General features: G+C 59.0%; 13 protein-coding genes. 11 read left to right on the top strand and 2 right to left on the bottom strand.

Annotated elements, in window-relative coordinates; genetic code table 11:
• The first annotated feature begins 547 nt into the window (after positions 1-547).
• On the top strand, positions 548-1039 hold the full coding sequence (locus tag AC07RO_RS06405; protein WP_495085590.1) for a helix-turn-helix domain-containing protein: 492 nt from the start codon (positions 548-550) through the stop codon (positions 1037-1039).
• Between the two features lie 65 nt (positions 1040-1104).
• Here AC07RO_RS06405 and AC07RO_RS06400 read toward each other — a convergent pair whose 3' ends face one another.
• Entirely contained in the window at positions 1105-3060 is a 1956-nt protein-coding gene (locus AC07RO_RS06400; RefSeq protein ID WP_495085589.1) for a putative bifunctional diguanylate cyclase/phosphodiesterase, read from the bottom strand.
• Positions 3061-3347: 287 nt separating this feature from the next.
• Between AC07RO_RS06400 and AC07RO_RS06395 the strand changes: the two genes are divergently transcribed.
• The 10 genes from AC07RO_RS06395 (at position 3348) to AC07RO_RS06350 (ending at position 17205) form a co-directional block, all read left to right on the top strand.
• Complete coding sequence (locus AC07RO_RS06395; RefSeq protein WP_495085588.1) at positions 3348-3875, top strand: hypothetical protein; 528 nt, start codon at positions 3348-3350, stop codon at positions 3873-3875.
• Positions 3876-4124: 249 nt separating this feature from the next.
• Positions 4125-4436: a hypothetical protein gene (locus tag AC07RO_RS06390; RefSeq protein ID WP_192172230.1), complete on the top strand. Its 312-nt coding sequence runs from the start codon at positions 4125-4127 to the stop codon at positions 4434-4436.
• 475 nt (positions 4437-4911) lie between these two features.
• Positions 4912-5754: an OBAP family protein gene (locus AC07RO_RS06385; protein WP_495085587.1), complete on the top strand. Its 843-nt coding sequence runs from the start codon at positions 4912-4914 to the stop codon at positions 5752-5754.
• A gap of 89 nt (positions 5755-5843) precedes the next feature.
• Positions 5844-6068 (top strand): DUF6555 family protein, encoded by a 225-nt coding sequence (locus tag AC07RO_RS06380; RefSeq protein WP_282373075.1) that lies wholly within the window; start codon positions 5844-5846, stop codon positions 6066-6068.
• Between the two features lie 191 nt (positions 6069-6259).
• Positions 6260-7609: an APC family permease gene (locus AC07RO_RS06375; RefSeq protein ID WP_495085586.1), complete on the top strand. Its 1350-nt coding sequence runs from the start codon at positions 6260-6262 to the stop codon at positions 7607-7609.
• A 491-nt stretch (positions 7610-8100) separates the two neighbouring features.
• On the top strand, positions 8101-10941 hold the full coding sequence (locus AC07RO_RS06370; protein WP_495085585.1) for a type VI secretion system Vgr family protein: 2841 nt from the start codon (positions 8101-8103) through the stop codon (positions 10939-10941).
• A complete protein-coding gene (locus AC07RO_RS06365; protein ID WP_495085584.1) occupies positions 10938-15539 on the top strand; it encodes an RHS repeat-associated core domain-containing protein in 4602 nt (1533 codons plus the stop codon). The genes AC07RO_RS06370 and AC07RO_RS06365 overlap by 4 nt, the downstream gene beginning before the upstream one ends.
• Positions 15536-16072 (top strand): hypothetical protein, encoded by a 537-nt coding sequence (locus tag AC07RO_RS06360; protein ID WP_346628239.1) that lies wholly within the window; start codon positions 15536-15538, stop codon positions 16070-16072. The genes AC07RO_RS06365 and AC07RO_RS06360 overlap by 4 nt, the downstream gene beginning before the upstream one ends.
• Before the next feature lie 69 nt (positions 16073-16141).
• A complete protein-coding gene (locus tag AC07RO_RS06355; protein ID WP_495085583.1) occupies positions 16142-16642 on the top strand; it encodes an SUKH-3 domain-containing protein in 501 nt (166 codons plus the stop codon).
• A 221-nt stretch (positions 16643-16863) separates the two neighbouring features.
• Complete coding sequence (locus tag AC07RO_RS06350) at positions 16864-17205, top strand: hypothetical protein (RefSeq protein WP_346628241.1); 342 nt, start codon at positions 16864-16866, stop codon at positions 17203-17205.
• Positions 17206-17296: 91 nt separating this feature from the next.
• Here the strand turns inward: AC07RO_RS06350 and AC07RO_RS06345 are convergent, their stop codons facing one another.
• A complete protein-coding gene (locus tag AC07RO_RS06345) occupies positions 17297-18427 on the bottom strand; it encodes an SMP-30/gluconolactonase/LRE family protein (protein WP_495085582.1) in 1131 nt (376 codons plus the stop codon).
• Positions 18428-18524: the final 97 nt, after the last annotated feature.

The following is an 18524-nucleotide window of genomic DNA, read 5'->3' as shown; positions in this document are numbered from 1 at the left end:
CGTAAGTCTGACAGCGCTACCGATCGTCGGCCGATTTCGGGAAATGTTCTCAATTGGAGGTAAATGCTGGAGGCAGTGGCCTGTCGTTGACCTTGCGTAAAACATGTTTAAATCCAAGACCCATTCTTAAACAGTGCGCGAAGGCAGGTTTACCTCGTTTGAATGTTTATCGTATTCAAACGAATTAGTTATCTTTGGCGCACCTGCGCTAATGCACCCACATCGCGTGGGTCGCCAATTAACCCGTCGTCCGGTGCCATTTAAACCCTCTCAAGCGTTAAATGCGGCTGTTGGCGGGATAAACATCTACCCCATCTGCAACGTCCCCAGCGCTATTCATATGGACATAATCAAACTGGCTAAGTACCTCTTTGGCTCGTTGTAAAGGCTGTAAAACTGAAATACTTGTTCGCGAATGTTGCAAACACTGTAAAGTGGTGGGTCCCCACCGTACGAGGCTATTTCGCTAACCCAGGAAGCTCGCACTCCAGCCCCCCATTGCACCCACCGCTCCATCGTGTGGCGTGAATTCAGCAGGAGTTTGCTCATGGAAAAGCTTGGAACGCGTTTGAGAAAAGAACGCAAACGGCTTGGTCTGACGCAAATTGCGTTCGCCAGAATTGGCGGCGTCGAACCTAACGCCCAGGGTCACTACGAAAGTGGCCATCGATCACCCAAGGCCGATTATCTTCAGCGCGTCTGTGATGCTGGCGTTGACATGCATTACCTGTTTTCCGGCAACGCCCTGGCGGGCACTGCGGACAGACTGGATGCGGACGAGCAGCCGTCTGCGGGCAGGACGCTCCCCGGCAATCACCGAGAAGTAACCATTTCAAATCGCAATGCGGTCGGTATTCTGGGCACGCTGCACCAGACCCTCAACGACACGACGCAGGTCATCGCCGACGTTGCCACCTGTTTCAGCACGCGCCACCAGGACGCCCGCGAAGAGCAGTTCGCCGCCCAGGTCCGCGATTTTCAGGAAGACTCGCGACGCTTCATTGGCCTGGCCATGATGAAAGTCCAGCACAGCGTCTGATCGGCAACGTTCGTTGCCATCCTCTCAGCGGCGATAAGCGCCGCTGTTCTCTCCCCGGAACACCGTCACAGAACGACCGCCGCCGCAGGCGCGCTCGACGTTGAGCCGATCCACTCCAGGGTCTGCTCAAGGGGCATCGGCCGTGAGAACAGGTAGCCCTGCACCAGCGTGCAGCCCAGGGTCCGCAACGCTTCCAGCTCTGCATCGGTTTCAACACCTTCGCTGACGCATTGCAACTCCATGTCCTGGCTCAGGGCCAGCAGCGATTTAACGATCTTGAAACTCGCGGCGTTCTGGTGAATGTCGGTGATGAACGAGCGGTCGATCTTCAGCTTGGTCAGCGGCAGGGCGTGAAGCTGGCTGAGGCTTGAATATCCCGTGCCGAAGTCGTCCAGGGAAATGCCGCAGCCCAGCTCACGGAACGCGTTGATCGCCCTTTGCGCCTGAACGAGGTCTTTGATGACGGCGGTTTCGGTGATTTCCAGGTCCAGCCGCGAGGCGTCGAAACCGCTCTGACGGATCACCTCAATCAACTGTTCAACTGCCTCCATCGACGAGCAATCGTGGGCCGACAGGTTGAAGGCGAGCCTGACATCGTCCGGCCACAACTGCGCCGCGTGCAGGGCTTTTTCAAGCAGCGGTGGCGTCAGGCGGTGGATCAGCCCAATCCGCTCGGCCACACCGATGAAGTGGCCCGGCGCGACGTTGCCCAGCTTCGGGCTCATCCACCGGGCCAGCGCTTCGAACGCCACCGTGCGCGAGGTTCGGATGTCGACGATCGGCTGGAACACCAGGGTGAATTCTTCAGCGACATTGGCCTGGCGCAGTCCCTGCTCGGTAAGCATGTCGCGCTTGAGGCGTTGATGCTGGCCGGGCGAGAACATGCACAGCTCGCCGGGTGTTTCGCGCTTGCTGGTGTAGAGCGCGTAGTCAGCGAACTCATAGGCCTCGGTCGAGGTGCTCGCCAGGTCCGGAAACACCACAAGGCCCATGGAGGCGCTGATGCTGACCTGAATGTCACCGATCACGAACGGCTGGCGCATGGTGCGACACAGCGACTGGCCTTGTTTGATCAGGTCGCTTTCATCACCGGCCCTGACGATGATCAGCCCGAACTCATCGCCGCCCAGGCGAGCCACATGCAGCTGCTCACTGGCGAACGCTCGCAATCGCTGGCCAACTTGACGCAGCAACTTGTCGCCCACGCCGTGGCCATAGGAGTCGTTGATCGGCTTGAAACCGTCCAGGTCGATCATCCCCACCGCCAGTCGCGTGTCGTCGTGCCGGGCGTGGTTCAGTTCACGGTCGAGCAGGTTGAAAAACCTTCGCCTGTTGGGCAGGCCGGTGAGGCTGTCTTCGTTGGCCAGCCGTTCATTGTCATCGCTGAGCTTTTCCGTGCGTATCTGCATGTTCACCAGCCGGGTGAACTCGCCGTAGTGGTTCTGCAGCACCACGATCATCGCCAGCGAGACGAGAAAGACATTGGCCGCCATCGCGGTGTACGTGGCATTGCCGGCGCTGGCGAAAAACGCCACGAAGGCGATGTTGACCACCGCCGTTGTCATCATCGCTGCAGAAGGCAGGTGCATCAGACAGAAGATGCAGACGATCACCGTGATCGCCATGTAGAAGGCCACGTGGGACTTGGTGTACGTATCGCCGTAGGGAAACAGCAGCAGCGCCCAGATCGTGAAGCCGAACGCAATGACCACCGTCACCTGATTGGTGCGGGTCAGTTTCTTGAAGATCTGCTCGGTGGTCAGGGTCTGACTGCGGCTCTGCCACCAGAGGACCGCGCGTACGGTGCCTACCAGGGTCAGCAACAGCGGGATGTAGACGGTCAGCCACAGCGGAGCGATGCCGTAATGGGTGGCCGCGAGGGCGAGGGTGTTGATCAGCAGGATGACGTACATCATGGGCAACTGTCTGGACAGCGCAATGTATTGCGCTTCCATCAGTCGCGTGTTGTCTCGCTGGACGCAGATCAGCGTTTTCAGTCGATCAAAAGACGGGAATTTCATGACTAGGAACCCAACGCGCGCAAAAGAAAAAAACGGTGAACCCCACAACTTGCAGCGCTGCAGAACGTTATGACTGTTAGAGGATATCGGCGGCAGGGTAGGTTTCTATAGCGACTGCAGCGCTTGAGACGCCGAGCGCTCTGGCTCGCTGGCGTTGTGCAAAAAAATGACTTTTTTCAGCGTTGCCGTGCCCAACGGAAGATGCGCAACACACGGGCGCGTGGCGAAGCTGAAAGAACACCCGCCGTCGAGAAACTTCATGTACACCCTGGAAGGATGCAAAAGCGATGGTAATAGCCTGTTTGGGTTGGGGCTCATTGATATGGAAGCCGGACGCACTGCCGCTCGCCAGTGAGTGGTTTATGGACGGGCCGGCGTTACCGATCGAATTTTCGCGGATAGGTGATGGCGGCGAGCTGGCCACGGCCATCTGCCTGAACGCGCCGCCATGCCGGGTGCTCTGGTCCGTCCTGGCGACCGATTCATTGGAGCAGGCGTGCAGTGCGCTGCGTGAACGTGAGCAGATCCCTGCAGAACGGGAGGACGGCATCGGCGTGTATCGGGTGGAAGCGTCTTCAACCGGGCCGCTGGCGCAGTGGGCCAGCGAGCGCCAGATCGATGCGCTGATCTGGACAGCGCTGCCGTCGCGCTTTCGTAGCGAGGGGCGCCTGCCAACGAGCGAGGACGCCCTGGCGTACCTGCGAAGCCTGACCGGCGAGAAGCTCGAACATGCCCGGGATTACATTCGCCAGGTACCGGCCCAGATCGACACCCCTTATCGTCGTAACATCCAGAAGCAGTTGGGCTGGAAGTGACAGGCCGGCCCATGCCATGCCGGTGCATACCCTGCAACGGTTGTAAGGACCAGCCTGTTTGGGTGGTTGCTACTGGACGCTCGCTATCAGATGAATGTTCAAGCGTACTGGCCCCCGTGAAACACGGTGAACTAACGAAGCGAGCGATGAACCCATGCCGTTGTTTTCGCGGGTGACCCGCGTCAATCGGGGGGCGTTTTGCCAGTGCAACTAGCGACGGCTACTTATCAATCCAATCAGGAGTTTTTAATGTTCAATCGTGGTGATGTCTATCAGGGCTGGGTGCAACTAACACTCACCGACGAGTCCTACAGCGAGGCGGCGGAAAATGGTTGTCAGCTGGAAGTTCGCGCCCGGGCCAATAACGACTTCGTCGAAGTATTGGTCTGTGTTTACGCAGCGGACGGGGAAAGGGTGGTGGAGCATCTGTTCAGGCTGCCGGCGTCGGAATCGACCGTCGAGCAAGGGCTTGAGCGGGGGCGTGATCAGGCCGAGCGCATTGCCGTTGGAGAGCCTGTGGACTGGGCGGGCACTGAAGCGGTGAGGCGGGCGAGCGACTGACGTGCTCATGATCGTTGGCGAAGTTGCCCGGGTTTTTCGTTGACGGCAGTCATGATGGCTACCCGATATCAACTGACGGGTCGTGTCCACTGCCACTGACGCATAACTAATCCAATGAGCCGCGCTGTTCGATGGTTAAAAGGCTTTGATAAGTGGCGGGTAAGCGGTGCGAGCTGTTTGTTGACCTGAAGCGGCACCTATCCGAATGAATGATTCGAGGCCGCTGCCGGACTTAATACATCTCTTTGATTGATATAACGCGTCAACTAACAGTCTTAATTTGCCTCTGAGCCGCTCGTCCCGAAAGTTGACATTAAGGATGAACATACGGCTTCGGCACAGGGTCAACTTTTTACCGGCGCACTGTCTGCCCCGGCTTATTTGCACTTGATTGAATCAATGGGTTCCCCGCCCAGTTATAACGCGGCACGAAGCCGCCCTTGAAAGCCTGAGGCCTCAACTATGGAGACTTTCAATGCGGTCATTCCCTGAGAAGACGTTAGCCTGTTTCAGCCCGAGCCTGGCCTTATCGGTCACCTTGGCCTGTGGTGCATTGAGTGGGTGCGCGGGTGATGACACTCGATCCAGTGTGCCGACTCCCGGCAAGCCGACCAGCGCAACCCTCGGCGTGCTCGACGCGGGTGCCGCGACACTGCAGTCGCGTCCGCCCATCGAAGCGCTCAACGCGTATCTGGATGGCTTTCATTTTTATAACGGTCATCCTGACGTGCAGATGGAAGCTCATCACTATTGCTCGGTGCTGAGTGAAGAGTTCATTCAGTGCGTGATTTACGACGGCAATGTTCGGGATGCCAAGTTGATGGGCGTTGAATACATCATCAGCGCTCAACTCTTCGAGAAGCTGCCCGATGGCGAGAAGCGCTTCTGGCACAGCCATGCCCATGAGGTGAAGTCGGGGCAACTGGTGGCTCCCGGTATTCCTGCCACCGCCGAACACGCTTTGATGGCCAAACTTGCCAATACCTATGGCAAGACCTGGCACACCTGGCACACCGACCAGGACAAGCAACTGCCATTGGGCGTGCCCCAACTGATGATGGGCTTTACCGCGGACGGCCAGGCGGACCCGGCCATGGTCGAGCAGCGCAACCGCCGCATGGGTATTGATACCCGGGAGAAACGCTCGGAACGCGCGGACATTCAGGCCCAGCCGGTGCTCAAGGGCGCCGACGCCTGGCAGCACGGCGATGCGGTGCAGTTGGCAGACCCCGCCGGTCGCGCCCACATCATGCAACCCACCCAACCCTCGCCGCCGGGTACCAACAGTCGATCCGCCGGGCCACAAGCGGATCCCTAGTCTGTCGCTCAACCCGCCTGCGGTGAGTCAGTCGTCCACCCAAGATGGAAATCAAACAACGAAATCGACCCCTGCACGAGATCAAGACCATGCAACATACCCAACACTACCGCATCGAATACCTTTTCCATGGCAAGCCACGCTGGTTCTACGTGTGCGCCACGCAAATGGACAACGCTGAGGCGTGGCACTGGGCTGCGGTGGACGCCGGTGTGGCCGACATCCCCAAATACCGGAGCGACAGAGCCATCAAACTCTCCAAGCCCAAGGCCGAGCGATTGGGGATAGATGCGGTGACCTGGAAGCCGGCGTGAAGCAGTAAGAGGGGTGGCGTTCATCAGTGCGCATTCCCGGCTAACGCCGGTCCTGCAACGGCACCGAATTCCCGTAGGACCGGCTTCAGCCGGGAAGCTCTTGGTCGGCTACGCCTCGGCTGGACCGGTTACCCCTGGATCCACACGTTTCAACCAAGCCCTGTAAGAGCCACCTGATTCGGAGCCAACCCATGACGACACCACTTGCTCAGCCAGGCCGAGCACTCAAACGCGCGGTCACAGGCCCCATGCTCCTGCTTTTCATTCTTGGAGACGTGCTCGGCGCCGGTGTCTACGCCCTGGCCGGGACCATTGCCGGTGAAGTGGGCGGGGCGATCTGGGTACCGCTGCTCATCGCCCTGTGCTTCGCGATGCTCACTGCGGGCTCTTACGCCGAACTCGTCACCAAATATCCCCACGCCGGCGCCTCTGCGGTGTTTGCCGGCAAGGCGTTCAAGTCGCCATTGATCTCGTTTCTGGTGGGCTTCTGCATGCTGGCAGCGGGGGTGACCAGCGCGGCGGGGCTGTCGCTGGCGTTCGCCGGCGACTACATGGCGCCCTTCATCGACCTGCCGCCTCATATCGTGGCGCTGATCTTCCTGGTGGTCATCGCATTGCTCAACGCGCGCGGCATCAAGGAATCGCTGTCCGCCAACCTGGTGATGACGGTCATTGAAGTCTCGGGCCTGCTGCTGGTGATTGTCGCCGCCGTGTGGTTTTTCCGCTCCGGCGATGGGGACCTGTCACGCGCCGTGCAGTTCAAGGAGGGCGTCAACCCCGCGTTCGCCGTGCTTGGCGCTGCGTTACTGGCGTTCTATTCGTTCGTGGGCTTCGAGACCTCGGCCAATCTGGCGGAGGAGGTGCGCAACGTGCGCACGGTCTATCCCCGCGCGTTGTTCGGTGCGCTGCTGATCGCCGGGGCCATCTACATGGGCGTTGGCATCGCCGCTGCCACCGTCATGCCTATTGAGCAACTGGTGCATTCCTCGGCACCGCTGCTGGAAGTGGTCAAGGCGTCGCATCTGGGCATTCCGCCCCAGTTATTCGCTTTCATTGCGCTGGTGGCCGTGGCCAATGGCGCGCTGCTGACCATGATCATGTCCAGCCGTCTGGCGTATGGCATGTCGCGCCAGGGCCTGCTGCCCAATGCGCTATCTTACGTGCTGCCTGAGCGGCGGACGCCGTGGGTGGCCATTGTCGCAACGACAGTGGTTGCGATCATCCTGACCCTGACCGGCTCACTGGCAACATTGGCGGAGACGGTGGTCTTGCTGCTGTTGTTCGTGTTTATCAGCACCAATCTCGCCGTGCTGGTCCTGCGCAAGGACACCGTCGAGGCTGACCACTTCCGCGTCCCGACGTGGGTGCCGGTGCTGGCGATTGTGTCGTGCCTGATCCTGCTGACTCAGCAAAGTGCCGAAACCTGGCTGCGTGCCGGGGCGCTGATGCTGGTGGGGGTGGCGCTGTATTTCCTTGCGCGAATGGGCGGGACGCGGCCTGCATTCAACACCCATCTGGCGGACGCCGACGCCGAATACTGATCCGGCGCCATGTGGATCGGTGGCGCAACGCCGCCGATTCCTGCCGGACCTCTGAACACCCTGTCACACCCCTCGCTTCCCTGTGACTCCCCATCGCCATCATGCGCAAAAAGTTGCGCAGTGACCGTCCCCAATTGCTGGCTTACCGACCTGCAGGGCACGTCGCTCGTGGGCTGCAGAGGAGTGCGCAAGGACTTGCGCAGGGGTGCGCAACTTCTTGCGCACATTTCCCGTGAGTCCTGACCAGGCATCTCGCCCAGCCCGCAAGAATCTCCTGCAAACCCTTGTGGCACAAGGGCTCCGCGCCCGCTGGCACGGCCCTTGATATCTCCGTCGTCCTCTGAATGCGCGATCAACCCGATCGGTCGTGATTTTCAGACCGCGGAGAGCACTGCCAACGCCTGGCGGTTCGCTGTCCTTCCACGCACTTGCAGTCGTTGATCACCCCCTTTGCATCGACGTCTGCCGCAACAGCGCATAAGGAACAAGGGATGTTCGCACCGGCCAACCAAGCCCAATTCAGCCTGACCCTCAACGGGCAGGACACGTTGTTTCAAGTGCTGTCTTTCACCGGTCGGGAGCGCCTCAACCAACCCTACGAATTCGAGCTGGAGCTGGTCAGCGAAAAGGCAGCGCTCGATCTGGAAAGCCTGCTGCACGCGCAGACGTTTCTGCAGCTGGCCGAGGACGGCACCGGGGTTCACGGGCTGGTTTACGGCATCGCCCAGGGTGATGCCGGCAAGCGCCTGACCCGCTATCGAATTTCCCTGCGACCGCAGCTGGCTTATCTGGCGCACCGGATCAATCAGCGGATTTTCCAGCAGATGACGGTGCAGCAGATCATCAGCCAGGTCCTGGAAGAGCACGGCATTCTTTCCATCGATTACCGGTTCCAGCTCGGCGCGACCTACCCCGAGCGCGTCTACTGCGTGCAGTACGACGAATCTGACCTGCATTTCATCCAGCGGCTATGCGAAGAGGAAGGCATTCACTTTCATTTTCAGCACAGCGCCAAGGGCCATCTGCTGGTGTTCGGCGACGACCAGACGGTGTTCCCGAAGCTGGCGCCGGTGCTCTACCAGCAGGACACCGGACTGGTGGCCGACGCCCAGGTGATCAAGCGCTTCGGCCTGCGCATGAACACCCGCACCAGCCGCACCACGCGCCGCGATTACGACTTCACCAAACCGAAGTTCCAGCTGGAGAGCACGGCCAAAAGTGCGGCCGTTCCCGACCTCGAAGATTATGACTACCCCGGCCGCTTCGCCGATCGCGAACGTGGCCGCCATCTGGCCAATCGCGCTCTCGAGCGCCACCGCAGCGACTACCGGCTGGCCGAAGGCAGCAGCGATCAACCGCGGCTGGTCAGTGGCCATTTTCTCGCCCTGACCGGGCACGCCAACCCGCTGTGGAACGACCTGTGGCTGCTGACCGAGGTTTTCCACGAAGGCAAGCAGCCCCAGGTGCTGGAAGAGGTCATCACCAGCGACGTCACTGACTTGAAAAGCGATTTCCGTCAGGGCTATCGCAATCGTTTCAGCGCGACGCCGTGGGACGTCCACTACCGGCCTCCGCTGGAGCACCCGAAACCGAAGGTGCTGGGCACACAAAGTGCCGTGGTCACCGGGCCCGAAGGGGAGGAGATTTACTGCGATCAGCATGGCCGGGTGAAGGTGCAGTTCTTCTGGGACCGCGAAGGCGAGCACAACGACAAGACCAGCTGCTGGATGCGCGTGGCCTCGAACTGGGCCAGCCAGAACTTCGGTGCGATCAACCTGCCGCGGGTTGGCATGGAAGTCCTGATTACCTTCCTCGAAGGCGATCCCGACCAGCCCCTCATCACCGGTTGCCTGTACAACGGCGCCCATTTGCCGCCCTACAAACTGCCCGATTTCAAGACCGTGGCTACGGTCAAGAGCAAGGAATACAAAGGCGGCCGCGCCAACGAACTGCGCATCGACGACACCACCAGCGAGATCAGCATTGCCCTGCGCAGCGATCATGGCGCCAGTGCCATCAACCTCGGTTACCTGACCCAGCCGCGACCCGCCGGCGGCCAGCCCAGGGGCGAGGGTTTCGAGTTGCGCACCGACCGCCATGGCGCCGTGCGCGCCGCTGCAGGTTTGTTGATCACCACCGAGCCGCGTCCCAACGAGTCGAAGCACCATAAGGACTTGCCGGAAACCGCCGAACGCCTGGCCACTGCCGCCGATCAGCAGGACGGCTTCGCGCTGCAGGCCAAGGAATTGCAGGCCCAGGAACCCGGCGATCAGGATGACGTCGCCAAAGCCCTGCACGCCCAGCATCAGGGCGTGCTCGGCAGCGGCCCCGCGAACAAAAGTGCCAACGAGTTTCCCGAATTCACCGAACCGCATCTGGTCCTCGCCAGCCCGGCCGGCATCGCCCTGACCACGCCACGCTCCAGTCACATCGCCACCGGCGAGCACCTGGCGTTGAGCAGCACAGGTCACACCAGCTTTTCCGTGGGTAAACGCCTCTTGGCCAGCGCCAGCCAGGGCATGCGCCTGTTCGTGCAAAGCCTCGGCTGGCGTCTGGTTGCGGCTTCCGGCGACATCGACGTGCGCGCCCTGAAGGACAGCATCAACCTGCTGGCCAAACTCAACATCACCGCCAACGCCGAGCGCATCACCCTGACCGCCAAAACCGAACTGGTGATTCAGGGCGGCGGCAGCGCCACCACCTACAACGCCGCCGGGATCACCCACGTCACCACCGGCCCGTACACCGCCCATGCCGCCAACTTCGCCTATACCTCGGCGAAAAACCTCGCGGGCGTGTTCCCCGAGCCCCCGAAACCGGGGCAGGGCGACCTTGAGTTGTTCAACCAGTACGCGGGGCAGCAAGGGATTCAGGGCGGCGGTTTCGAGGTGATCGATGCCCTGGGCCAGCGGCTTAAAGGGTCCCTTGATGCCAAGGGATTCGCGACCGTTCCCGGTGCTGCACCCGGGCCTGGACGGGTGTCCTTCGGCAAAGACCCGGCGGACACCTGGACGGAGAGCAGCTTCATCGGCAAGCCCGAATGGCCGGTCCTGCCGCCGAGTGCGGGGGAGGTTCCGGCGCTGTTAGAGACGGAGGTTAGCGAGGGGCTGCCGAGCAAGAACTGGGATGTTGCGCACGTCATGACGGCCGCGGTTGACGCTGGGGCGACGGGATTGGTCTTGCCGCCGCTGGCGACTGCGGCTCTGCCGATCGCTTCAGGCCTTCTGACTGGAATGATCAAAAGCGGAAAGCTTCCGAGCCTGCCAGTGCCCACGGTCGATGGGGGCTTGCTTGAAGTGTCGGGCCTGCTGGCCGGCGAGAAGTTGTCATGAGCGCGGGCATTGCAGAGCGCGAAGCTCAGGTGGCGATTGTTCCGCTTGATCTGATTCAGCTTGAGGACGTCGGGGCGGGTGCGGCCAATGTCGATGCCTGGCTGCAGGACATCAGCGGCGGGGTCGTTTCGCTTGAGCGGATCAAGAACGCTGCGGGCTTTTTGCCCGTGGTGGGCAACATCATGGCACTGGTCGATGCGCTGAATGACATCGTTCGGCTGGCCACGAGCGAAAAGCGCGACCCGCTGGATTGGGTGAGTCTGGGCATCAATTTGATTGGCGTCTTGCCGACGCCGCCGACCATGGCGGCAGCGCGAATGAGCCTGCGGCCGACGCTGTTTCTGGTGCGCCAGGAGATGCGTCAGGCGGGCAAGATGGTGCTTGGCGATTCACTGATCGAGGTGCTGATCGGGCACCTCAATGCCGACATCGTCGGGACGCTTGATGACTTTGTGACCCAGGCGCAGGGGAAGCTTCCGGGGATTCTTGAGGATGCCGGGAAACTTGGGGAAGGCGTGCTCCTTGAGATCGCTGCCGGTCTTGAACAGCTGGTTGACCCGAAGCTGAACGCCAAGGCTGATTTGCTTAAGGCCGAGCAGTTGGTTCAGGCCGCTGGGGATCAGTGGGCCTATGACCCCAAGGCTGCCATTGGCAACATTTTTGCGGCGGCTGCGGATGTTTGCGTTGCTGCGGGTAAGGGTGCGGTTAACGGCGCCGTCGAAAATTTTGTGCCGGAGTCGGTTAAGAAAGAGATAGGTAGACAGGCCAAATTGTTGCGCGCCATGGGGCCGGAGCTTCGCACCAGGATGACTGGTCTGGCGGATCCTGGGGTTCAGAATTCCATTGGTTCGCTGCTGCTCATGCTGGGTGACGCCGTGGTCAGTTGGCGTTCGCGCAATGGGCATGGGCAAGCCTTCAACATCAAGCCGGGGGTTGTTAATCAGGCCAGGCGCCAGGGCGGCGAAGGGAAGCTGGAGACGGTTGGATTCGAGAAGCCTGCGAAAGCCCGGCCTAACAAGCGGAAGAACTGTACGTGTCCGTGCCCTTGTGAATGTGCCTGTGGGTCGACGGCGAGGAGCATCAGTTTTGCGATGGGTTCGGAGTCGGTAAGCCATACCGATTTCAGCCTGCCGGGGCCTTTTCCCATTGAGTGGACGCGGACTTATTGTTCGAGTCTGGATGCGTTTGATGATGATGTTATCGGTGCGCGGTGGATTACGGCGTTTACTACACGTTTTGATCTCGTCGGCGACGGTTTGGTGTTTCATGACTTCGACGGACGCAGCCATGAGTTCCCTCTTCCCAAGGTAAAACTCTTTCACTTCAACGCCATTGAGAACCTGACCGTCATTCGCCTCAGCAAGGATCGGTTGGTGCTGATGCGGGGCCTGGAGCACAGGGAGACCTATGTTAGGCGAGGTCAGCGGTTTGTTCTGATCAATAAGGTTTTGCCGAATGGCGCCGGGGTGATGCTGCATTACGAGCATCGGCACGGTGGGGGGGCGGTGCTCTCCGAGCTGGTGACTTACTTTGAGAAAGATGTAAACAAAGTCCATCTTCGCCTGGGCACTTTGATTGATGATCAAGGGCGTTTGACGGGCCTTTGGGAAGTGCGTGATGGCGACGTCAAACGCCAACTGTGCGCGTATCGATACGATGATTTTGGTGACCTTGTTCTGGCTCAGGACGAGAACGGTTCGGCCTGGCGCTACCAGTATCAAAACCACCTGATCACGCGCTACACCGACCGCACCAATCGCGGTCTGAACCTGCAATGGCAGGGAACAGGTCCCGACGCAAAGGCTATTCGCGAATGGGCCGATGACGGCAGTTTCGAAACCCGACTGGCGTGGGACGAAAACATCCGCCTGACCTACGTCACTGACGCTTTGGGTCACGAAACCCGGCATTACTACGACAGCTTGGGTTACACCTACCGCATTTGTCATGCCGATGGCCGTTCCGAATGGTTCTTCCGTGACGCCGCGAAGAACATCATCCGCCACGTCCATACCGATGGCAGCACCGACCGTTACCGCTACGACAAACTCAGCAACCTGACCGAGCACACTCGCGCTGATCACAGCGTGATGAATTACGCCTACGACGATAAAAGCCATCTGATCAAGATCAGCGATGGCGAGGGTGGGTTGTGGAAACGGGACTACGACTTTCGCGGCAATCTCGTTGAGGCGATTGATCCGCTAGAGAACGTCACCGAGTACGCCTACAACAAATTCGGTCTTCCTACAGCGATCAAGGACGCCGACGGCAATACCAAGTCGTTGGCCTACAACGACGCCGGACAACTCGTTAAGTACACCGACTGCTCGGGCAAGGTGAGTAGCTGGGAGTACGACGATCGCGGCCAGATGGTTCGCTTCACCGACCCTGCTGGCCACAGCACCGCGTACGAATACAAAGCCGGTCAACTGGTACTGATCAAGCACCCGGACAAAACCGAAGAACGCTTTAGCCGCGATGCCGAAGGTAGGTTGCTGGCCCACTCGGACGGCCTGGAACGTTGCACCACCTGGCGTTACAGCGCTGCGGGATTTATCGCCGAACGCGTCGACGCCGCCGAGCAAACCTTGCGCTATCGCTGGGACAAGCTTGGCCGCCTCGTTGCGCTGGAAAACGAAAACGAACGCCGCGCCGACTTTCACTACGATCCAGTCGGGCGACTGCTGGAAGAGCGCGGCTTCGACGGGCGCTCGACCCGCTATCAGTACGATCCCGAAACCGGTCGCCTCGCCGAGACCATCAACGGCCAGCGCTCTATTGCTTTGACATTCGACCCCATGGGCCGCCTGACCGAACGCCGCGCCACCCTCGGCGAACAAGCCCAAAGCGAAACCTTTGCCTACGACGGCAACGGCCATCTGGTCATGGCGACCAACGCCGTCAGCCGGCTGCAGTGGTTTCATGATCCCGCTGGAAACTTGCTGCGAGAGCACCAGCATTACTCGAACCTGGATAAACCACTGGTTGCCGTCTGGCTGCATGAGTACGACGCCCTTAATAATCGCGTCGCGACCATCCGCCCGGACGGCCATCGCGTCAGCTGGCTGACCTACGGCAGCGGTCATCTGCTTGGGTTGAAGCTGGATGAGCAAGAACTGCTTAGTTACGAACGCGATGATCTGCATCGCGAAATCGCCCGCCATCAGGGCAACCAACTCCTGCAAACCCAAAGCTGGGATCCAGCAGGACGACTTCAAAAACAGCTACTGGGCCGAGCAGACGACAAATCCACGCTCATCAAACGCACCTACACCTACGACGCTGCTGGCCAACTCACCGACATCAGCGACAGCCGCCGCGGTCCGCTCTCATACCGCTACGACCCGGTGAGCCGCCTGCTCGCCGCAACGAGTCGCCTGGGCACAGAAACCTTCGCCTTCGACCCGGCCAGCAACCTGCTCGATGACAGCGCCGCACCCGTACGCCGCCCACTCGATCCCGAACCGGTCCGCCATAAACTCGTGGACAACCTGCTGCGCGACTACGCCGGCAACCACTACGAATACGACGAACGCGGTAACCAAACCGAGCGCTGGACCAACGGTCTGCGCAGCGGACTGCACTGGGATCTATTCGATCGTCTGGTGCACTTCCGCGATCCGCGTCTGACTGTCGACTTCGGCTACGACCCCCTCGGACGCCGCCTCTACAAATTCTCGAAAGCGCAATACAGGCCACGTCCCGAAGCCGGCACAGGCTGGAACGAAAACGAACACGCCAGCAAAGAGCGCGAACTCGGCTGCGGCTTCACCCTGTACGGCTGGGACGGCGACAACCTGGCGTGGGAAAGCAGCCCTCCGCCCTATGCCGGCGCGCTAGGCCGCACGGTCCATTACATCCATGAACCCGGCACCTTCGTTCCCGTGGCGCAGGCCATCCGCCACGAAACCATCCGCCTCGCAAGCCAACCCACTTACGAAGGGCGCTACAACTTCAAAGAAGATCCGCTCTGGACCTACAAGCCAGTCGCGCTGCCGATTGACGCACTCGCCTGGTACCAATGCGACCACCTCGGCACGCCCCAGGAAATAACCGACCAAAACGGCAACACCGCCTGGAGCGCCCAATACAAAGCGTGGGGTGAAGCAACCGAACAGCGCTCTAAATTCGCTCAGCAGATCGGCCCGACCAACCCAATCCGATTCCAGGGCCAATACCACGACCACGAAACCGGCCTGCACTACAACCGCCATCGGTACTATGATCCAAGGGTCGGTCGGTTTATTAGCAAGGATCCGATTGGCTACAGTGGTGGGCTGAATCTCTATCACTACGTGCCGAATCCGACGGGTTGGATCGACCCGCTGGGACTCGCTAAAGCCAGCGGGCGGACAGGTGGTACACCTAAACAAGCACAACAAAAAGTCGACAAACGTCAATGCCCTACTGACATCATTCGGATTGATCGCCCACAGGAGGAGGTGCCATACAGTCAGTGGCATGCTCACTGCAAGTGCGGATCCGGCTACAATCTAGACGGATCGATCCATGACAAAGGAAAGGGAAATGTGACGTTCTCTCGAAAAACTATCGACTGGCTGAACAGTCATGGATGGAGTATCCCGACTAAATGAAGTTGACAAAGCTGTATCTAAAAATTATCAGCAAAGAACCTTACAATGATATGAACGTGTTTTTTTCCGGCTTTGAAAGCTCCGATGAAATACCATTAATCTCCAGGCGTCATCGGCTGAAGCTATTACAGAAAAGTATGGAGAGTGACAAGATTTCGGACTTTTTGATCGGCTTTTCATTTTTTCTAATGAATTCAATTAAAGCGCTATCAACAACCCAGGAGGATAACGATACCTTATTCGCAGTAAGCTTTCCGGACTTTGATCTGCTTGCAGAAGAGGGCGTATTAATGCCGCACATCTTCGTCTACCCAGGAGCAGATTCGACTGATTTCGCAGCTAAAATAAAAGCTAAACAGAAATATGAAAGCTCAAGAGAGTTGAATGTTGTAAAAAAGCATTTTGCAAGATGCAATCTCGGGACGATTTTTGATTTCTACGAAAGTCGATTCCATGATTCAGCTAGCGGCGAGGACATAATAAGGATTTACGCACTCCCAAAAAAACTAGAGCGTAAAGAGGGCGCCCCATGAAAGAGGAGTTGAAGGGGACGGATCCCTTTATTTTTTCTTTATATCACCCGATAGCAACTTGGTAAAATCGTGACCGACACACTGAACGTACCCCCGCTGATCGAACTTCCTGAAAGCCTGAGCCCACTGTTTCTTGCCCCAGGCTGGCCCAGCACTTCCACCATACCACTACCGCATTATGTTCCACCCGAGCATCCTGCCGCTGCTCTACTTGAACAGCTTGTCGGGGTGAAGGTAGGCATCTGCGGCGCAGGAGAGGAGTGCGCTACCAGTGATGTCGCCTTTGGCACATTCGAACATCTGCATGGAAGCGAAGACTTCCTTGAGTGGCAGCAACGCCTGGGCAGTACCTTGGTGAGCATCGCCGAAGTCCATCATAGCCACGGAGCGCTGTTGATGGACGAAAAGGGTTGCTGCTACGTCTTGAGCTTCATCCACGACGGACTTTGGATACAGGGGCTGGGCTTTGCTCAAGCCATGGAGAACTTGATATTTGGGCGTAAGGCCGGTGGGCAGGCGCAACTCGCAACGCCAGGCGCGATACCGATCTTTTGCACCGGCACCCTATGAAAGACCTGCCCTGCGTTGGGGGCAGAAAATCTCGCTCGCCTGCGACCAATCAGGCTTAGAGGGACTGTTAAAGGGGTCGGACTCCTTTCGCTCAATAAAGTGAATCCTTCTGGAAACACTCTAGATGATCATGGCACCGGCACGACGGATCCAAACAAAAGTCATATCGGCATTCGTATTCCCATTGATTTACCCACAGTTCGAGGGAGGCCGCACTGCTCATGAGTCATGAATATAGACTGGTATTTTCCAACGATCTTACAGCTCAGCGCATTATGGATTCTTTAAAGGCGAGTGAGTCTTGCGTTCGGGCAGATCAAGAATTTTTGTACTTGAAAGATCAAAATTCTAAGACTAAAGCGGATTATGACGCACGCTTGAGTCATGATGATGACAGTACACTATGGCTTGAGGTCAATTTTAAATCGTCGGCGCTACATGATCTGGTGCGCGCAGCGCTGGAGAATAGGCCATGCAAGTGTTTGAGTGAGGGGGACGTTAATGAGGAAGTTGAGCTGAGCGAGGCATTCCAACTTGGAAATCTTCATATTTTCGGACTGTGACACATAAATCCTAAAGGGGACGGTCCTCTTTAGTCCAAGAGCAGTGCGCAGGTAGACGGTCGTTTGACCGTCTTGTGATCCAACCAGCCCCTTACACCACAAACCCAGTCCCACGCGTATTCACAAACAGCGAATAAATCGAGTGGCTGCTCGCCATAAACAGCCGATTCCCTTCGCGTCCGCCGAAGCACAAGTTCGGGCAGCGTTCTGGCAGCGAGATGTGCCCGATGGCCTTGCCCTGGGGGTTGAAGACTCGCACGCCGTCGAGTTTTTCGAGGTCGGCCTTGGGGTCGCCGTTGCCTCCCCAGCCGCACCACAGGTTGCCCGCTTCGTCGCACTTCATGCCGTCGATGGCGGCGTAGTCCAGGCCTTCGATGTGTTTGCGGCGTTCGCCCAGGGTGCCGTCGTCCTTGACCGCGATGGCCCAGATCAGGCGGTTGGGTTTGGCGCGACCTTCGACGACGTACAGGGTCTTTTCGTCAGGGGAGAAGCACAGGCCGTTGGGACCGGCGAGGTCGTCGATCACCCGGGTGACTTTCCTGCTCTCGCCGTCGATGCGGTAGACGGCGTGGGGCTGGGTCGGGGTGATTTTGTGGCCTTCGTAGTTGTTGCTGGTCTGGAAGGGCGGGTCGCTGAACCAGATCGAGCCGTCGCTTTTGCAGACGATGTCGTTGGGGGAGTTGAAGGGTTTGCCGTCGAAGCTGTCGGCCAGCACGGTGATGGTGCCGTTGTATTCCGTCCGGGTGATGCGCCGGCCTTCGCTGGTCGTGGTCGAACCTTCGCAGACGATGAGGCGGCCCTGGCGATCGCGGCACATGCCGTTTGAGAAGTTGGAATGCTCGCGGTACACCGTGAAGGTGTCGGTGATTTCGTCCCAACGCATGATGCGGTTGTTGGGGATATCGCTGACCAGCAGGTAACGCCCGTCGCCGACCCACACCGGCCCTTCGGCCCAACGCATGCCTGTGGCAAGTTTTTCCACGCTGGCGTTGAAAACCCGCAGTTCGAGAAAGCTTTCGTCGAGAATGTGAATGAGCGGATCTGGATAACGCTGGCTCAGGGGTTCTGCGGCAGATGCGAGGCGGGGCAGAGCGGCGCTGCCGACGGTGGCCAGCGTGGCGGAAACAGCGAGGGATTTTTTCAGGAAACTGCGGCGCGTGTTGCCACTTGAGTGACCAGCGGTTTCAGCGTGCGGGGGCAAGGCGGACAGGGATGAGTCCATGTAGCGATCTCCGTTCTATTATTTTTTTACGGGACGCTAGTAATACCTCCTGATAAGACATCGTACAAGTGAATGATGGCTGGGTATCCAGCTCACC

This window comes from Pseudomonas sp. GW821-FHT07F05, from assembly GCF_059418765.1.
Note: the sequence above shows the minus strand (reverse complement) of the source record. Positions and strands in the feature narration are given on the sequence as shown.

Excerpts from the sequence above, each read along its gene's own strand:
- AC07RO_RS06370 (WP_495085585.1), top strand. The coding sequence starts at position 8,101 with ATGTTCGCACCGGCCAACCAAGCCCAATTCAGCCTGACCCTCAACGGG.
- AC07RO_RS06350 (WP_346628241.1), top strand. The coding sequence starts at position 16,864 with ATGAGTCATGAATATAGACTGGTATTTTCCAACGATCTTACAGCTCAG.
- AC07RO_RS06365 (WP_495085584.1), top strand. The coding sequence starts at position 10,938 with ATGAGCGCGGGCATTGCAGAGCGCGAAGCTCAGGTGGCGATTGTTCCG.
- AC07RO_RS06380 (WP_282373075.1), top strand. The coding sequence starts at position 5,844 with ATGCAACATACCCAACACTACCGCATCGAATACCTTTTCCATGGCAAG.
- AC07RO_RS06395 (WP_495085588.1), top strand. The coding sequence starts at position 3,348 with ATGGTAATAGCCTGTTTGGGTTGGGGCTCATTGATATGGAAGCCGGAC.
- AC07RO_RS06345 (WP_495085582.1), bottom strand. The coding sequence starts at position 18,427 with ATGGACTCATCCCTGTCCGCCTTGCCCCCGCACGCTGAAACCGCTGGT.
- AC07RO_RS06375 (WP_495085586.1), top strand. The coding sequence starts at position 6,260 with ATGACGACACCACTTGCTCAGCCAGGCCGAGCACTCAAACGCGCGGTC.
- AC07RO_RS06400 (WP_495085589.1), bottom strand. The coding sequence starts at position 3,060 with ATGAAATTCCCGTCTTTTGATCGACTGAAAACGCTGATCTGCGTCCAG.
- AC07RO_RS06405 (WP_495085590.1), top strand. The coding sequence starts at position 548 with ATGGAAAAGCTTGGAACGCGTTTGAGAAAAGAACGCAAACGGCTTGGT.
- AC07RO_RS06385 (WP_495085587.1), top strand. The coding sequence starts at position 4,912 with ATGCGGTCATTCCCTGAGAAGACGTTAGCCTGTTTCAGCCCGAGCCTG.
- AC07RO_RS06360 (WP_346628239.1), top strand. The coding sequence starts at position 15,536 with ATGAAGTTGACAAAGCTGTATCTAAAAATTATCAGCAAAGAACCTTAC.
- AC07RO_RS06390 (WP_192172230.1), top strand. The coding sequence starts at position 4,125 with ATGTTCAATCGTGGTGATGTCTATCAGGGCTGGGTGCAACTAACACTC.